Raw genomic sequence first — 14,986 nt, 5'->3', positions numbered from 1 at the left:
GGGCAAGGTGGCAAAGCGGCAGTTAGCGTGCAAAAAACGCCATTTGCCGGTTTTTTCCGTAGATCAGCAGTATTTTTCGCCAAGGCCAAGCGCAGCAATGCCGCGTAGAATGCCGGTCAGTTTGATTTTCCGAGGTCGCAGTGGTGGATTTACAGCAGGGCTTCGTCCTGACCCGGCATTGGCGCGACACGCCGGCCGGTACCGAAGTCGAGTTCTGGCTGGCGACGGGCGCCGGGCCGCGCCGCGTGCGTCTGGCGCATCAGCCGTCGGTGGCGTTTATTCCTGCCGCACAGCGTGAAGCGGCCGAGCGGCTGTTGCACGATGAAAAAAATGTGGAACTGCGACCGTTGGCCTTGCTGGATTTTCAGCATCGGCCGGTGCTCGGTCTGTATTGCCAGCAGCACGGCCAGTTGATGCGCCTCGAGACCGCGCTGAACCGTGCCGGCGTCGATGTTTTTGAAGCCGACGTGCGCCCTCCGGAACGCTATCTGATGGAGCGCTTCATCACCGCGCCGGTACTGTTCGGCGGCACGCCGGATGCTGACGGCGTACTGATCAACGCCCAACTGAAACCTGACCCCGGCTATCGACCGAAACTGCGCCTGGTCTCGCTCGACATCGAGACCACGGAAAACGGCGAGCTGTATTCCATCGCGCTGGAAGGCTGCGGCGAGCGCCAGGTGTACATGCTGGGCGCGCCGAACGGTGACGCCAGCATCGTCGATTTCGACCTCGAATACTGCGATTCGCGCACGCTCATTCTGAAGAAGCTCAACGACTGGTTCGCCCGCCACGACCCTGACGCGATCATTGGCTGGAACGTCGTGCAGTTCGATTTGCGCATCCTCCACGAACACGCGCGACGCCTCGGCGTGCCGCTGAAAATCGGCCGTGGCGGCGAAGAAATGCAGTGGCGCGAGCACGGCAGCCGAAATCACTATTTCGCCTCGGCAGCGGGGCGGCTGATCATCGACGGCATCGAGTCGTTGCGTTCGGCGACCTGGAGTTTTCCCTCGTTCAGCCTGGAAAACGTCGCGCAGACCCTGCTCGGCGAAGGCAAGGCGATCAACAATCCGTACCAGCGCATGGACGAAATCAATCGCATGTTCGCCGAGGACAAACCGGCGCTGGCCAAATACAACCTCAAGGACTGCGAGCTGGTTACGCGGATTTTCGCCAAGACCGAACTGCTGACGTTTTTGCTCGAACGCGCCAGCGTCACCGGTTTGCCGGCCGACCGCAGCGGTGGTTCGGTCGCTGCGTTCACGCACTTGTACATGCCGTTGATGCATCGCCAAGGCTTTGTTGCGCCGAACCTGGGCACCAATCCACCGCAGGCCAGCCCCGGCGGCTTTGTTATGGATTCAAGGCCGGGATTGTACGAATCGGTTCTGGTGCTCGATTACAAAAGCCTCTACCCGTCGATCATCCGCACCTTTCTGATCGACCCGGTGGGCTTGATCGAAGGCCTGCAACATCCCGACGACGCTGATTCGGTGCCCGGCTTCCGTGGCGCACGTTTCTCGCGTACCCGGCATTGTCTGCCGTCCATCGTGGCGCGAGTGGCCGAAGGGCGGGAGACCGCCAAGCGTGAGCACAACGCGCCGCTGTCCCAGGCGCTAAAAATCATCATGAACGCCTTCTATGGCGTGCTCGGCTCCAGCGGTTGCCGGTTTTTCGATACCCGGTTGGCGTCGTCGATCACCTTGCGCGGCCACGAAATCATGCTGCGCACCCGCCAGTTGATCGAAGAACAGGGCCACGCAGTCATTTACGGTGACACCGATTCAACCTTTGTCTGGCTGCGCAGTCTGCACGGTCAGGAAGAAGCAGCGCAGATCGGCCATGCGCTGGTCAAGCACGTCAACGATTGGTGGCGCGCGCATGTGCGCGAAGCATACGGCCTGGAAAGCGCACTGGAATTGCAGTTCGAAATTCACTACAAGCGCTTCCTGATGCCAACCATTCGCGGCGCGGAGGAGGGCAGCAAGAAGCGCTACGCCGGCCTCGTCACCCGCACCGATGGCAGCGAGGAGATGGTCTACAAGGGCCTGGAAACCGTGCGCACCGACTGGTCGCTGCTGGCCCGGCAATTTCAGCAGGAACTGTATGAGCGGATCTTCCAGCGCAAGCCGTATCAGGATTACGTCCGCGACTACGTGCGCAAGACCCTCGCTGGCGAGTTCGATGATCGGCTGATCTACCGCAAGCGCCTGCGCCGCACCCTCGACGATTACGAACGCAACGTACCGCCGCACGTCCGGGCGGCGCGGCTCGCCGACGACTACAACGCCGAGCAGGGGCGCCCACGGCAATATCAGAACGGCGGCTGGATCAGCTATGTCATCACTCTCGCCGGCCCGGAACCGCTGGAATTGCGCCGCGCCGCCGTCGACTATGACCACTACATTACCCGCCAATTGCAACCGGTGGCGGACGCGATTCTGCCGTTTGTCGACGACGACTTTTCAACCCTGATCGGTGGGCAACTGGGCCTGTTTTGAGTCGAGCAGTTGCAGTGTCCACTCATCGAGAATGCCGTGGAAGTAACGCTCCAGCGCCTGATGGAACAGACTGTCTGGGGCGCTGAACTGGGCGAACAGCGTCATCGAAGAATGAAATTTCAGGTCATCGGGATGGCCGAACATTTCTGCAATCGAACGCTGCGGCCCAATCAGTACCAGTTGCGTGCAGGTGCGCAGCCGCGCCCCGAGCAGTTCGTCGGCCAAGTAGGCCTGGGCTTCCTCGGCTGAACCAATCGCAAAGCGGCGGGCCATTTCGCTGCCGCCCAATCCGGCGAACTGCGGAAAGACGAACCACATCCAATGGCTGCGCTTGCGGCCCGTTTCGAGTTCACGCTGGACCCGTTCGAACACCGGGTCCTGTGCCTGGACAAAACGTTGCAGGTAGAACGGGTCGTGCAGATCTGTGCTTCTCATGGCGAAGCCCTCGCAGTCGGCAGCTCAGACCATGGCCAGCCGCTGCTTGCGTTGTGGCGCCGGGAACACCTTGTCCAGCGCCGCCAGATCCCCGGCGTCCAGTTGCAGTTGGGCCGCCTCGGCATTGAGTTGCACATGCTCCGGGCGCACAGCCTTGGGAATCGCAATTACGCCGTCCTGGCGCACAAGCCATGCCAGCGAAATCTGCGCCGGGGTGGCGTTGTGACGGCTGGCAATCTCTTGCAGCACCGGCTCGGCGAGCATCGCACCGCCCTGGCCGATCGGACAGTACGCCATCAGCGGCAGGCGCTGATGCTGGCACCACGGCAGCAGATCGAATTCGACGCCGCGCTCTTCGAGGTTATACAGCACCTGATTGGTGGCGCAGGCCGAGCTGGAGAGTTCTTCGAGGTCGTCGACATCGAAATTCGACACGCCCCAACGGCCGATCTTGCCGTCTTCGCGCAGGCGTTCGAAGGCTTCGACGGTTTCCTCCAGCGGATACTGACCGCGCCAGTGCAGCAGATACAGATCGATGTAGTCCGTGCCGAGCCGACGCAAACTGCGCTCGCAGGCTTGCGGGATGCCTTGGCGGCTGGCGTTGTGCGGGTAGACCTTGCTCACCAGAAACACCTTGTCGCGCCGACCGGCGATGGCTTCACCGACCACCGTTTCGGCACCGCCCTCAGCGTACATCTCAGCGGTATCGATCAGGCTCATGCCCAGCTCGATGCCGGTGCGCAGCGCCGCCACTTCACGGGTGTGCGCCGAACGATCCTCGCCCATCCGCCAGGTGCCCTGGCCAATCACGGGAACTTGCACGCCGGCCAACTCAAGGGTACGCATTCAAACCTCCTGCCTGAAAGAATGGGTGTCTTTAGTGGGCAGCAGAATAGCGTTGGGGTTCAAAAAGCAAAAAAGATCGCAGCGGTCCGCAACTCCTCCATGGAACGTATTCCTCTGTAGGGACTGCGGAACGCTGCGATCTTTTGATCTTCGAGATTTACCTGGCGGAGAACTTCAGGATCACGCTGTGAGCATAAGTCTGCCCCGGATCAAGCCGCGTGCTTGGAAAGTCCGGCTGGTTCGGCGAATCCGGATAGTGCTGGGTCTCGAGGGTGAACGCACCCCAGTGCGGATAGACCTTGCCGCCCTTGCCCTTGACCGTGCCGTCGAGGAAGTTGCTGGTGTAGAACTGCACGCCCGGCTCGCTGGTGAACAGTTGCAGGACACGCCCGGATTGCGGGTCGCTGACTTCGGTGGCGAGCTTGCTGACATCGCCCTTGGTATCCAGCGCCCAGTTGAAATCGAAGCCGCCCTGTTTCGGCTCGGCGAATTTCAGCTGCGGATGATCAGCCTTGATGTGCGTGCCGATGGCCGTCGGTTTGCTGAAGTCCATCGGCGTGCCGGCCACAGGCGCCAGCTCCCCGGTCGGGATCAGTTTGGCGGTGACCGGCGTGTAATGGCTGGAATGGATGGTGGCGACCTGCTTGAGAATGTCGCCATTACCGGCGCCGGCCAGGTTGAAGTAGCTGTGGTTGGTCAGGTTGAGCACGGTCGGCTTGTCGGTGCTGGCCTTGTAGTCGATGCGCAGCTCGTTGTTGTCGGTCAGGCGATAGGTGACTTCGGTGGTCAGATTGCCCGGAAAGCCCATCTCGCCGTCGGCCGACAGGTAAGTCAGGGTCACGCCCACCGAATCCTTGTCCTTGGTTTCCCTGGCCTTCCAGACTTTCTTGTCGAAACCTTCGGGGCCGCCGTGCAGGGCGTTGGATTTGTCATTCTGCGGCACTTGATAGCGCTTGCCATCGAGTTCGAAAGCACCTTCGGCCAAGCGATTGCCGAAGCGGCCGATAGTCGCGCCGAAGTACGCTGTGCCTTTCTGGTAGCCCTGCACATCATCGAAACCGAGCACCACGTCGTCGAACTTGCCATGCTTGTCAGCGACTTTCAGCGCTTGCAGGGTAGCGCCGTAGGTGATGACGGTGGCTTGCATGCCGTGGCTGTTGCGCAGGATGTACTGTTCGACAGGCGTGCCGTCATTGGTTTTGCCGAAGGCTTTGTGTTCGGCGGTCAGGCCCGCCGCGTTGGCGGAAAGGGTAGCGATCATCAGGGACAGTCCGAGGCCGGAGAGCAGGTGACGGGATTGAAGCATGGTTGACCTTCCTTTTTGTTGTTGTTTTCGTATTGACCGTAGGAGCTGCTGAAGGCTGCGATCTTTTGATCTTGATTTTGATTTTTAGAAGCAAAATCAAAAGATCGCAGCCTTCGGCAGCTCCTACATGTCACTAGTCATGCTATTTGAGTCGAGAGAGAAGATTTATAGCGGATTTACCTGTATTGGCAAATATAAAGTCCGACTAATTGATGAGTCGTTTATCACCGAAGGTCGGCTAATCGCCCAGGCACTGCACTTTTTCCTAATCGGCGGCTCTATGCATGGCCAGGATGCGGTGACTCCCGCCGCACAGGAATGTGCCTGTCCGAGATTTCATGCCGAGTGTTTTTGCCCTGATCACCGTCGCTAACCGCCGCCCGTGCCTGCTGCTGGCCTGCCTGGTCTCGCTGTTGCTCGGCGGCTGCAGCCACCAGAACGGCAACGGCTTCTTCAATCAGATGCGTGAAGGGCAACCGCAGGAATTTTTGCAGACCAGCGTCGACCGCATGGCCACCCTGGCGATGCGCGACAACCTCGACAGCCTTTACCGGCTGATGGGTAAGCTCTATCTGCGCAACCCGGAAGAGCTGCGCAAATCCGGCTTCCTCACTGTCAATGCGGCGGTCAAGCAGGTGCGTCTTGCCGTCGAGCAGCAGCAACCGTTGCCCGTGCTGGGCGGGCGCAAGGATCTGGCGGCGCTGAGTTATGCGATGAGTCCGGAATTCCTCGGCGACCGCGTCGGCGCCTTCATCTACGCGATCGGCAGCATGCTGGTCACCGCCCACGGCAATCGCACCGAGTTCTACATGACTGACGCGATCAACCCGACCTTCGTGCACAACGCCGCACGTAACATCGAAAAAGCCATGTGGATTTTGTCGCAACGGCAGAACAAGGAAGGCCAGCCGCTGCTGTTCTCCAACGAGATTTCGGAGGAGGGCAGTAACCTGAGCTTCGCCACCGAATTCAGCAAAATCGTCGCGCGCCTGGACCTGCTCACCCAGATGCTCGACGAGCGCTATCGCAGGATCGGCCTGAATTACGCGCAGAGTCTGCTGTTTCTGAATTTCTTGCCGGTGCAATGAGCCCCGCAGGTGTTCTGTAGCGCAAAGATCCACCTCGGGAGCGAGCCTGCTCGCGAACGCGTTGCGTCATTCAACTCATCGGTCGGCTGACACACCGCCTTCGCAAGCAGGCTTGCTCCCACAGGGATCTGCGGTAAGTTCGATATGGCATAACGATAGACCGCATCGATATATGTGGTTATAAGAAAAATCGCTATGCTGCGGGCCAGATTTTCCTGTCGTTTTCTGGACGTTTGAATGGAATTGGCAAATTTCGGCCTGGTGATCGCCGGGCTGGTGGTGGGGTTTATCGTCGGCATGACCGGTGTCGGCGGCGGTTCGTTGATGACGCCGATTCTGCTGTGGTTCGGCATCAACCCGGCGACGGCGGTCGGTACTGACCTGTTGTACGCCGCGATCACCAAATCCAGCGGCGTCCTCGTTCACAGGAAGAACAAGAACATCGACTGGGCCATCACCGGCTGGCTGACCCTCGGCAGTGTGCCTGCCGTGGCCATGACCCTGTGGTTCCTCAGTTCCCTGCATACCGCGCCGGACGCGATGAACGCCATCATCAAACAGGCGCTCGGTTTCGTCCTCTTCGCCACTGCCCTGGCAATTTTCTTCAAGAAACGCTTGCTCGAGTTCGCCCACAAACGCGCCGGCGGCAATTACAACCCGAGCGGTTCGCGGCTTAACGTGATGACGGTGATCACCGGTCTGATCCTCGGCACCATGGTCGCCCTGACCTCGATCGGCGCCGGGGCATTGGGCACCGTCGCCTTGTTTATCCTCTACCCGCTGCTGCCGACCCGCCGCCTGGTCGGCACCGAAATCGCCCACGCCGTACCGCTGACCCTGGTCGCCGGCCTCGGCCACGCAAGCATGGGCAACATGGACTGGGGCGTGCTCGGGTTTCTGTTGATGGGCTCGCTGCCAGGCATCTGGCTCGGCAGCCACCTGACCGGTCGTATCTCCGACGAAGTCCTGCGCCCATGCCTGGCGACGATGCTGGTGTTGATTGGTTACAAGTTGGCGTTCTGATTCAGCCTGGAGAAAACTTCCAATGCAGCGGCCGTAGGGATGTGCCGATGATCGCTCGCGCCATGTTGCGCAAAGCGCTCCCTGACCTAAGCTTCTGACAGGGCAATGCCTTTTTGCCAGACGCCGCCGGAACAATCGCCACGATGCGCAATCAGTAGTGCGTGGATATCAAAAGGAGATGCGCATGCTCATCAGGTCCCTGACCCTGACCCTCTTGCTGGCAATCGCCGGCCCCTTGTTCGCCGCCGACAGCGATTCACCTCTGGCCGGGGACGTGGGCCGCGCCCGGCCGCTGATCGTGATTGCGCAAAGCACCGTCGACCCGGTGTGGCTGAGCCTGAAAAAGTCACTGGAAGACCCAGCCAACAAAAAGGGCCTCACCGACCGCAATATCAAGGTCTACACCATCCTCAGCATGTCCGGCCAGCTCGACGGCAAGGACCTGGGCCAGCAGGACACCATGGCCCTGCTGCGCTCGCTGAAGCTCGGCGCGGGGGCTTATCCGAAAGTGTTCCTGGTGGGCAAGGACGGCGAAACCAAGCTCTCCGCCTCGGGTGATGAAGCCAAGGCATTGAGCCTGGCGAAAATCTTCGAAACCATCGACGCCATGCCCATGGCCGAAAAAGAAGCCGCCGCTGCGGCCGCCGCACAAACACCTGCCACCACCGAACCGGAACCGGCCAAAGGCGCGAAGGGCGCCAAACCGAGCAAGCCTGCGAAACCGAGCAAGCCGCCGGAAATGCCGGATGATTGAAGGCTAGGCGTGAATCAAAAATGGGCGACCTTTACAGGGGCGCCCATTTTTATTGTCCACTAAAAGATCGCAGCCTGCGGCAGCTCCTACGCAGATCTCATGTAGGAGCCGCCGCAGGCTGCGATCTTTTGATCTTGCCGTTTGCCTGTTAACAAGCCGCTATCAGCTCCATCACGGCAGAATCTGGCGAATGACATTGACCAAAACCGGAGAGAAAGGCTGAAGCTGACCCTGTTGGGGCGTCAACATGTCTTCGAGAAGGATGCCCAGCAGTTCCTCGTCCTCTAGCGCGTCAGGCCGAAGTCCTCCGGTAAAGATAAGGTCATCCACCATTCTTTTACGTTTTTCGATCAGTCCCCGATTACTCTCTTCGGTATCACCCAGATTCAGCGTCTTGATTGATTCCGTGGCACGGTCGGTTTTGCCGACCACTCGCCCGGACAAATAAAATTTGAGCTCGGTTTCACACTCCGTCATGAACGGTGTCACTTTGAGCGGCTGAGTCTTTCGACCATGCCCACAGTGATGACGGTTTTCGCAACTGGCAACGATATTGCTGAAATCCAGGGTGCGAGCAGGGAATCGATCCTGGGCTGCAACGTGTTCGTTATGAGCGGCGCTCACGGAGATGGACTGGCAGCAATAAGCACAAAGCCCGAATTGCTCGGTAATACAAGCTGTGCGAACGGATTGACGTTCTTCAGCGGGTAAATCGCGGTAAGTAGCGGTGTGGTTTCTGACCTTCCATTGCGTCAGCGATGCTGGCTCAGTTCCTTTGAGAATCTTACGCACTGCGCAACTCCAGTTTGCGGATCAGCAAAGCGGCTTTTGCCAGCTCGATGTGTCCCTCGGGCAGTTCACTTGAAAGATCGGCGAAAAGCTTCTTGGCTTTTTTCAGCTCACCGTCCTGTAAGCATTCCATCAATCGATTCAGACGCTTCTGAACGTCACTGTTGCGAATGTCGGTGTCCATGACTTCCAGCAGCACCTGATTGGCATCCAGTCCATACAGGCCGTTGTGTTCGTGGATTTCGCCATCATTGAGCACATAAACCAGCACATCCTTGGCGTCGCTGATCACCAGCGGTGAGTGGGTGGTCAAGACAAACTGGCAGTTCGGAAAAGTCTCGCTCAACTGGCGGATCAGGCTGCGTTGCCATCTCGGGTGCAAGTGCAAATCGACCTCGTCGATGAGCACGATGCCGTCACCGTGCAGTGGGTTGTCGAGCGACTGGTTCATCATCGCCAGGCGACGCGCGATGTCGCCGACCAGCGCCATCATCGACTTCTCACCTTGGGAGAGCTGGGCTACGTTGAGGGTGACGCCGTCCTTGTCGATGGCCATGTGCAGGCGCGGTTTGCGTTGCACACGCAGGTTAGTGAAGCCGGGCATGAACGCGGCAATGGCCGAGCGCACGGCGGTCAATTGGCGGTCGCGGGAGGAGGCTTTCAGATTGGCCAGGGTTTTCCACACGTCACTGTCGGTGCCGAATTTTTCTGAGATTTCGGCCAGTGCGGTGTCGGAAATGCCGGTCTCGTTTTCGCTGTCTTCGCGCTCGCGGAACCATTCGAAGAAGCGACGGAAGTCGACGCCCCGGTTGAGTGAGTTGTCGTAGCCGTCGAGTTGGTCGAAGGTATGTTTTGTCCGGATTTTTAGCGGTATTTCTAGCACCGATCGCTCGACTGGGTAGTAAGCGATCAGGGGAAGCGATGCTTTGTCGTCCTGAGTCAGTTGGTTACGGTAATGATCTGCTAGACGACTGGCCTGAATTAGCTCGCTATGGACATCGGTCTTCCGACCCTGTCTACCTCGGGCAATGCCCCAGGAAAAAAGTACATCTTCCGCATCGGGAGGGGTCGAGCGTGCTTGTGACAGATCCGCTGCGGCAATCATGACGACGGCGACTGACGCTCCGTTCCGGATATTCTCTTCTGCAAGGTGGTTGCCGCTGCCTTTTTCTGTGCGAATTCGAGCGACAAGCCAGCTTAGGGATGTAGCCAGTGATTTCAATAATGTAGTTTTGCCTGCCCCGTTGTTTCCAACGAGGACTGTAATATTTGAAGAGTTTGTCGCGGTAGGAGCCAAGTACACGGTTAGTTCGTTGAACCGGCCGACATCCTTTAGGCTAAAGCTGAAAATTTCCATTACATCGCCCTTTTAGGGTCAGTCGATTTGAATACCTTGGCGCGCATTATGTCATTCCCACCCCCAAATTCATCCGGTGCAGTGTAGATACAACAAATTCATTTGCGAGCCAAAGTCGTTGCAGGATGTACGTGCCGAAACGTCTGACGTGAACAGCCTTCAAACCCAGTGGATTTTTCCTGCAAGACGCGGCGGCCGTGGTGAACTGGTGCGTTGTGACGCAGAGGGATAACCTTTTTTGGCCGCTGAAAAACACAGTGGTCGGATGTGGAAGTCCGGTGATTCCCGAGCGCGCATTGCGCCTGTAAACACATGTTGGTGGTTTTTATGCCAACATTGTTTGCTTATGGCAGCTATGCGCAGGAGCACTCTCGAGTGCACCGGGTTCCTCGGGCTTCCCCGGACTTCCACACCTGCGCAAAGCTGCCACCCTCTCGTGGAAGTGAGTTCGGCAGTTTTTTCTTTAAATGTCCCGAGGATTTATTAATGAAAAAACACACTCCAAATCCCCCCGAATCCCCCATGGATTCAAGCTCCTTCGACTCCAATAATCCGCGTCTGCGCCACCCCGGCCAACCCGATCCCATCAGCCACGTCTTCACCATTCTCCCCGACATCGACACAGCAACACTTCTTGGGCACGCCTGCGAAACCCTTGCCTCACTGAACGTACTGACCACCGATCTGGCCTGCGAGTTGAGCGGTGCGCAGCGCAGCCTGACGTTGTCGATCCAGCAATTGGCGGTAGTCGGAGAACTGCTGGTCAACCGCGCGCTGGACAATCTCGATTCACCCGCAACGGCGACTCAACATTGAACAGGGAGGTTCTACCATGGCGCGCTACATACCGATCACCGGGATCGACTGCAAGATCCCGTGTCTGCTGATCGACAGTGAAGCTCCACTGGATGTCCTGCACGGCACTGCGGCCTATCGCTTGCGCTGTGTAACGCAGCTGATGGAGAGCCTTTCGCTGGACGAGGGCAAGGGACACGATGCACTGCTGTTGCAGGATTTCGCCCGGGTGCTGGCGGTTCCGTTGCGCGATAGCTGTGACTTGATGGATGTCATCGGCTGGCGCTTGCAGGCGCAGCTTTAAGCGTTGAAACGAAAAAAGATCGCAGCCTGCGGCGGCTCCTACAGGATCGGGTTTTCACTCGGTCAATGGAGCTGCCGCAGGCTGCGATCTTTTGCTCTTAATCCGCCAACGCCGCAAAAACCGTATGCGCAATCTTCACCCGTTCGGCATTCGGGTAATTCTTGTTGGCCAGAATCACGATGCCCATGTCCCGCGACGGCACAAACGCCACATACGCGCCAAAGCCTCGTGTAGAACCGGTTTTGTTGAACAGCACATTGGCCGGTTCAGCTTGCGCTGGTGTCAGCCATTCGACTTTGTGTGGTTCGATGGCCATCGGGGTCGAGTTGCCGTTTTGCAGTTTTTCCAGGCTGATCGGGTAGGCGTAACGCTCCCAGCCCAGGCCTTGGGTCATGTCGCCGACGCGGTAATAACCGATGTGGGTGTTGGTGATGGCTTTGTGCAGATCAGGCGCAAGGCTGGCCGGTTTCAGCTGTGCCTGAACGTAGCGCAGCAGGTCGGCAGCGCTGGTTTTGATGCCGTAGGCTTCGGCGTCGAGGGCGCCGGGCGTTACGCGCACGGGTTGGTCGGCGCTGTCGTAGCCTTGGGCGTAAAGCTTCGACTGGGCTGACGGCACGCTGAGGAAGGAGTGTTGCAAGCCGAGTTTTGGCAGCAGGGTTTGCGTCATTGCCTGCTCGAACGGCTGGCCGAGGCTTTTGGCCGCCAGGTAGCCGAACAGGCCGAGGCTCGGGTTGGAATACAGGCGATGGCTGCCAGCGGGAAACTGCGGTTTCCATTGTCGGTAATAGCCGAGCATCTTGTCGGAAGAATCCGCTTCGGCGGGGAATTGCAGCGGTAGTCCGCCGGCGCTGTAGGTGCCCAGTTGCAGCACGCTGATATTGTCGAATGCGCTGCCCTTGAGCTCAGGCCAGAGCTGGCTGGCCTTGCTCGACAGGTCGAGTTTGCCTGTGGCCTGGGCGTAACCGGCGAGGGTGGCGGTGAAGGTTTTGCTCACCGAGCCGACTTCGAAGAGGGTGTTTTCAGTGACCTTTTGCCGTACGTCCTTGTCGGCGATGCCGTAGTTAAAGTAATGCGCCTGGCCGTTCAGCGTGATCGCTACGGTCAGCCCCGGGATGTTGTTTTGCTGCATCACCGGGGTCACGGCCTGGCTGACCAGTGCCTGCAATTGCGCATCGGTCGGCGTCGCGGCGTGACAGGCAAAGCTGCCGAAGAACAGGGCGAAAGTACTGTAGGAAAAGACCTTGCTCGGTTTTAAGGAACACATGAGTGAATCACTCTCCATGAGTGTCGATTGTTGTATCCCGCTACACTGCGGGTGATTTTTCATCGAGTGGCTGATCAGCGCGGCTAATTTAGGCACTTCGTTGGCCCTCGACAAACGATGAAAACTCGCACGAGCCATTAGAAAAATTTGGGGTAGGCCATGATCCGACCGCAACTGCCGCTCAACGCCCTGCGCGCGTTTGAAGCCTCGGCGCGCCACCTGAGCTTCACCCGTGCTGCCGTCGAGCTTTGCGTGACGCAAGCGGCGGTGAGCCATCAGGTCAAAAGCCTGGAAGCGCAACTCAATCTGACGTTGTTCAAGCGCCTGCCCCGAGGGCTGATGCTGACCAGTGAAGGCGAAACCTTGCTGCCGGTGCTCAGCACCTCATTCGATCATATTGCACAGATGCTCGAGCGTCTGGCCGGGGGCCAGTATCGCGACATGTTGACGGTCGGCGCGGTGGGCACGTTTGCGGTGGGCTGGTTGTTGCCGAGGCTGGCGGACTTTCAGGGGAAATATCCGTTGATCGATTTACGCCTCTCGACTAATAACAACCGGGTCGATGTCGCGGCAGAAGGGCTGGATTATGCGATTCGTTTCGGCGCTGGCGCCTGGCATGGCATCGAGGCGACGCGCTTGCTCGATGCGCCGTTGTCGGTTTTGTGCGTGCCGGAGATTGCCCGGAAACTGCACTCGCCGGCGGACCTGTTGCAGCAGACCTTGCTGCGTTCCTATCGCACCGATGAATGGCCGGAGTGGTTTCACGCGGCGGGCCTGGCGACGCAGGCCGCGCCCCCGCAAAGCATAGTGTTCGATTCGTCGCTGGCGATGATGGAGGCGGCCTTGCAGGGCGGCGGGGTAGCGTTGGCACCCCCGCTGATGTTCGCCCGGCAACTGGCGGCTGATGCGATTTGCCAGCCGTTTGCAATCGAGATCACCACCGGCAGCTACTGGCTGACGCGGTTGCAGTCGCGAGCGGAAACGGCGGCGATGAAAGCGTTCAAGGCGTGGTTACTGCAAGTTTCTGCCTGACACAAACCCCCCCTTGTGGGAGCGAGCCTGCTCGCGAAAGCGGTGCATCAGCGACAGCACTATCGACTGACCTGACGCCTTCGCGAGCGGGCTCGCTCCCACAATTGAAATCAGCGGCGCCTGCTGGATCACCGCACCAGACACGGCCGCTTGTTATCGAATTTCCACCCTGGAATCAGAAACTGCATCGCGACGCTGTCATCCCGCGCGCCGAGGCCCATGCCTTTGTACAGTTCGTGGGCTTTGGCCACTTGATCCATGTCCAGCTCCACGCCCAGGCCCGGTTTCTGCGGCACTTGCACGCAGCCGTCGACAATCTGCAGCGGGGCTTTGGTCAGGCGCTGACCGTCCTGCCAGATCCAGTGGGTGTCGATGGCGGTAATCTCGCCGGGTGCGGCAGCGGCGACGTGGGTGAACATGGCCAGGGAAATATCGAAGTGGTTGTTGGAGTGCGAGCCCCAGGTCAGCCCCCACTCATGACACATCTGCGCGACGCGCACCGAACCCTGCATGGTCCAGAAGTGCGGGTCGGCCAGCGGGATGTCCACTGACTGCAACTGAATCGCGTGACCCATTTCGCGCCAGTCGGTGGCGATCATGTTGGTCGCGGTTTTCAGCCCGGTGGCGCGGCGGAACTCAGCCATGACTTCGCGCCCGGAATAGCCGTTTTCCGCACCGCACGGGTCTTCGGCGTAGGCGAGCACATGATGCTGATCGCGGCACAAACGGATCGCCTCTTTCAGCGACCAGGCGCCGTTCGGATCGAGGGTAATCCGCGCATCAGGGAAGCGCTCGGCCAGTGCCGTCACTGCTTCGATCTCGGCATCGCCACTGAGCACGCCGCCCTTGAGTTTGAAATCCTTGAAACCGTACTTGGCGTGCGCCGCCTCGGCCAGACGCACCACCGCTTCGGCCGTCATGGCTTTCTCGTGACGCACACGGAACCAGTCGTTGTCGGCGTCCGGTTCGCTGCGATAGGCCAGATCGGTTTCGTGCTGATCGCCCACGTAAAACAGATAACCGAGCATCTTCACTTCGTCACGCTGCTGACCTTCGCCGAGCAGCGCTGCCACCGGCACGTCCAGATGTTGGCCGAGCAAGTCGAGGAGGGCGGCTTCCAGGCCAGTGACCGCGTGAATGGTGATGCGCAGGTCGAACGTCTGCAGGCCACGGCCGCCGGCATCGCGATCGGCGAAGGTCTGGCGCACCTGGTTGAGGATCTTCTGGTAGGTGCCGATGGGGCTGCCCACCACCAGATTGCGCGCGTCCTCCAGGGTCTGGCGAATGCGCTCGCCACCGGGCACTTCGCCGACGCCGGTGTGGCCGGCGTTGTCCTTGAGGATAACGATGTTGCGGGTGAAAAACGGCCCGTGGGCGCCGCTCAGGTTGAGCAGCATGCCGTCGTGACCGGCCACCGGAATGACCTGCATGTCGGTGATGATCGGAGCTTTGGCGGTGTCATGAACAGTCATTGTTGTTTTCCTTGTCG

14 protein-coding genes are annotated in these 14,986 nt (G+C 59.3%); 7 read left to right on the top strand and 7 right to left on the bottom strand.

What is annotated here, in order from left to right; translation table 11 throughout:
- Positions 1-143: 143 nt before the first annotated feature.
- Positions 144-2,504, top strand: a complete 2,361-nt coding sequence (locus AB4N53_RS10175; protein WP_460120227.1) for a DNA polymerase II — start codon at positions 144-146, stop codon at positions 2,502-2,504.
- On the opposite strand, the gene AB4N53_RS10170 is transcribed toward AB4N53_RS10175, so the two are convergent.
- The 3 genes from AB4N53_RS10170 to AB4N53_RS10160 form a co-directional block, all read right to left on the bottom strand.
- Positions 2,469-2,939 (bottom strand): DUF1810 domain-containing protein, encoded by a 471-nt coding sequence (locus tag AB4N53_RS10170; RefSeq protein ID WP_460120225.1) that lies wholly within the window; start codon positions 2,937-2,939, stop codon positions 2,469-2,471. The genes AB4N53_RS10175 and AB4N53_RS10170 overlap by 36 nt on opposite strands.
- Before the next feature lie 24 nt (positions 2,940-2,963).
- Positions 2,964-3,785: an aldo/keto reductase gene (locus AB4N53_RS10165; RefSeq protein ID WP_460120223.1), complete on the bottom strand. Its 822-nt coding sequence runs from the start codon at positions 3,783-3,785 to the stop codon at positions 2,964-2,966.
- Between the two features lie 157 nt (positions 3,786-3,942).
- Positions 3,943-5,091 carry an aldose epimerase family protein gene (locus tag AB4N53_RS10160; RefSeq protein ID WP_460120221.1) on the bottom strand — a complete coding sequence of 383 codons (1,149 nt, stop codon included), beginning with the start codon at positions 5,089-5,091 and terminating at the stop codon, positions 3,943-3,945.
- Positions 5,092-5,429: 338 nt separating this feature from the next.
- Between AB4N53_RS10160 and AB4N53_RS10155 the strand changes: the two genes are divergently transcribed.
- From AB4N53_RS10155 to AB4N53_RS10145, 3 genes are all read left to right on the top strand, one after another.
- Entirely contained in the window at positions 5,430-6,179 is a 750-nt protein-coding gene (locus tag AB4N53_RS10155) for a hypothetical protein (RefSeq protein WP_460120219.1), read from the top strand.
- 237 nt (positions 6,180-6,416) lie between these two features.
- Positions 6,417-7,202, top strand: coding sequence for a sulfite exporter TauE/SafE family protein (locus tag AB4N53_RS10150; protein ID WP_460120217.1), 786 nt, complete (start codon positions 6,417-6,419; stop codon positions 7,200-7,202).
- Between the two features lie 184 nt (positions 7,203-7,386).
- Positions 7,387-7,956, top strand: coding sequence for a DUF4174 domain-containing protein (locus tag AB4N53_RS10145; protein ID WP_460120215.1), 570 nt, complete (start codon positions 7,387-7,389; stop codon positions 7,954-7,956).
- Positions 7,957-8,127: 171 nt separating this feature from the next.
- Here the strand turns inward: AB4N53_RS10145 and AB4N53_RS10140 are convergent, their stop codons facing one another.
- Positions 8,128-8,748, bottom strand: a complete 621-nt coding sequence (locus AB4N53_RS10140) for a retron system putative HNH endonuclease (RefSeq protein WP_434766074.1) — start codon at positions 8,746-8,748, stop codon at positions 8,128-8,130.
- Positions 8,741-10,102 (bottom strand): AAA family ATPase, encoded by a 1,362-nt coding sequence (locus AB4N53_RS10135; protein WP_460120212.1) that lies wholly within the window; start codon positions 10,100-10,102, stop codon positions 8,741-8,743. Before AB4N53_RS10135 ends, AB4N53_RS10140 begins: the two co-directional genes overlap by 8 nt.
- A gap of 486 nt (positions 10,103-10,588) precedes the next feature.
- Here AB4N53_RS10135 and AB4N53_RS10130 point away from each other — a divergent pair, with 486 nt between their 5' ends.
- Positions 10,589-10,918 carry a DUF6124 family protein gene (locus AB4N53_RS10130; protein WP_460125410.1) on the top strand — a complete coding sequence of 110 codons (330 nt, stop codon included), beginning with the start codon at positions 10,589-10,591 and terminating at the stop codon, positions 10,916-10,918.
- Between the two features lie 16 nt (positions 10,919-10,934).
- Positions 10,935-11,201: a hypothetical protein gene (locus AB4N53_RS10125; RefSeq protein ID WP_460120211.1), complete on the top strand. Its 267-nt coding sequence runs from the start codon at positions 10,935-10,937 to the stop codon at positions 11,199-11,201.
- Positions 11,202-11,298: 97 nt separating this feature from the next.
- Here AB4N53_RS10125 and ampC read toward each other — a convergent pair whose 3' ends face one another.
- Positions 11,299-12,465 (bottom strand): class C beta-lactamase, encoded by a 1,167-nt coding sequence (ampC, locus tag AB4N53_RS10120; RefSeq protein WP_460120209.1) that lies wholly within the window; start codon positions 12,463-12,465, stop codon positions 11,299-11,301.
- A gap of 159 nt (positions 12,466-12,624) precedes the next feature.
- Between ampC and AB4N53_RS10115 the strand changes: the two genes are divergently transcribed.
- Complete coding sequence (locus AB4N53_RS10115; RefSeq protein ID WP_460120207.1) at positions 12,625-13,497, top strand: LysR family transcriptional regulator; 873 nt, start codon at positions 12,625-12,627, stop codon at positions 13,495-13,497.
- 128 nt (positions 13,498-13,625) lie between these two features.
- On the opposite strand, the gene gudD is transcribed toward AB4N53_RS10115, so the two are convergent.
- Complete coding sequence (gene gudD / locus AB4N53_RS10110) at positions 13,626-14,969, bottom strand: glucarate dehydratase (protein WP_252867900.1); 1,344 nt, start codon at positions 14,967-14,969, stop codon at positions 13,626-13,628.
- Positions 14,970-14,986: the final 17 nt, after the last annotated feature.

It is taken from the genome of Pseudomonas sp. H3_E04, assembly GCF_054668915.1.
The sequence above is the reverse complement of the archived record's forward strand: the minus strand, read 5'-3'. Positions and strand labels throughout refer to the sequence as shown.

Coding starts and splice junctions, on each gene's coding strand:
- AB4N53_RS10170 (WP_460120225.1), bottom strand. CDS start 2,939: ATGAGAAGCACAGATCTGCACGACCCGTTCTACCTGCAACGTTTTGTC.
- AB4N53_RS10165 (WP_460120223.1), bottom strand. CDS start 3,785: ATGCGTACCCTTGAGTTGGCCGGCGTGCAAGTTCCCGTGATTGGCCAG.
- AB4N53_RS10160 (WP_460120221.1), bottom strand. CDS start 5,091: ATGCTTCAATCCCGTCACCTGCTCTCCGGCCTCGGACTGTCCCTGATG.
- AB4N53_RS10155 (WP_460120219.1), top strand. CDS start 5,430: ATGCCGAGTGTTTTTGCCCTGATCACCGTCGCTAACCGCCGCCCGTGC.
- AB4N53_RS10150 (WP_460120217.1), top strand. CDS start 6,417: ATGGAATTGGCAAATTTCGGCCTGGTGATCGCCGGGCTGGTGGTGGGG.
- AB4N53_RS10145 (WP_460120215.1), top strand. CDS start 7,387: ATGCTCATCAGGTCCCTGACCCTGACCCTCTTGCTGGCAATCGCCGGC.
- AB4N53_RS10135 (WP_460120212.1), bottom strand. CDS start 10,102: ATGGAAATTTTCAGCTTTAGCCTAAAGGATGTCGGCCGGTTCAACGAA.
- AB4N53_RS10130 (WP_460125410.1), top strand. CDS start 10,589: ATGAAAAAACACACTCCAAATCCCCCCGAATCCCCCATGGATTCAAGC.
- AB4N53_RS10125 (WP_460120211.1), top strand. CDS start 10,935: ATGGCGCGCTACATACCGATCACCGGGATCGACTGCAAGATCCCGTGT.
- ampC (WP_460120209.1), bottom strand. CDS start 12,465: ATGTGTTCCTTAAAACCGAGCAAGGTCTTTTCCTACAGTACTTTCGCC.
- AB4N53_RS10115 (WP_460120207.1), top strand. CDS start 12,625: ATGATCCGACCGCAACTGCCGCTCAACGCCCTGCGCGCGTTTGAAGCC.
- gudD (WP_252867900.1), bottom strand. CDS start 14,969: ATGACTGTTCATGACACCGCCAAAGCTCCGATCATCACCGACATGCAG.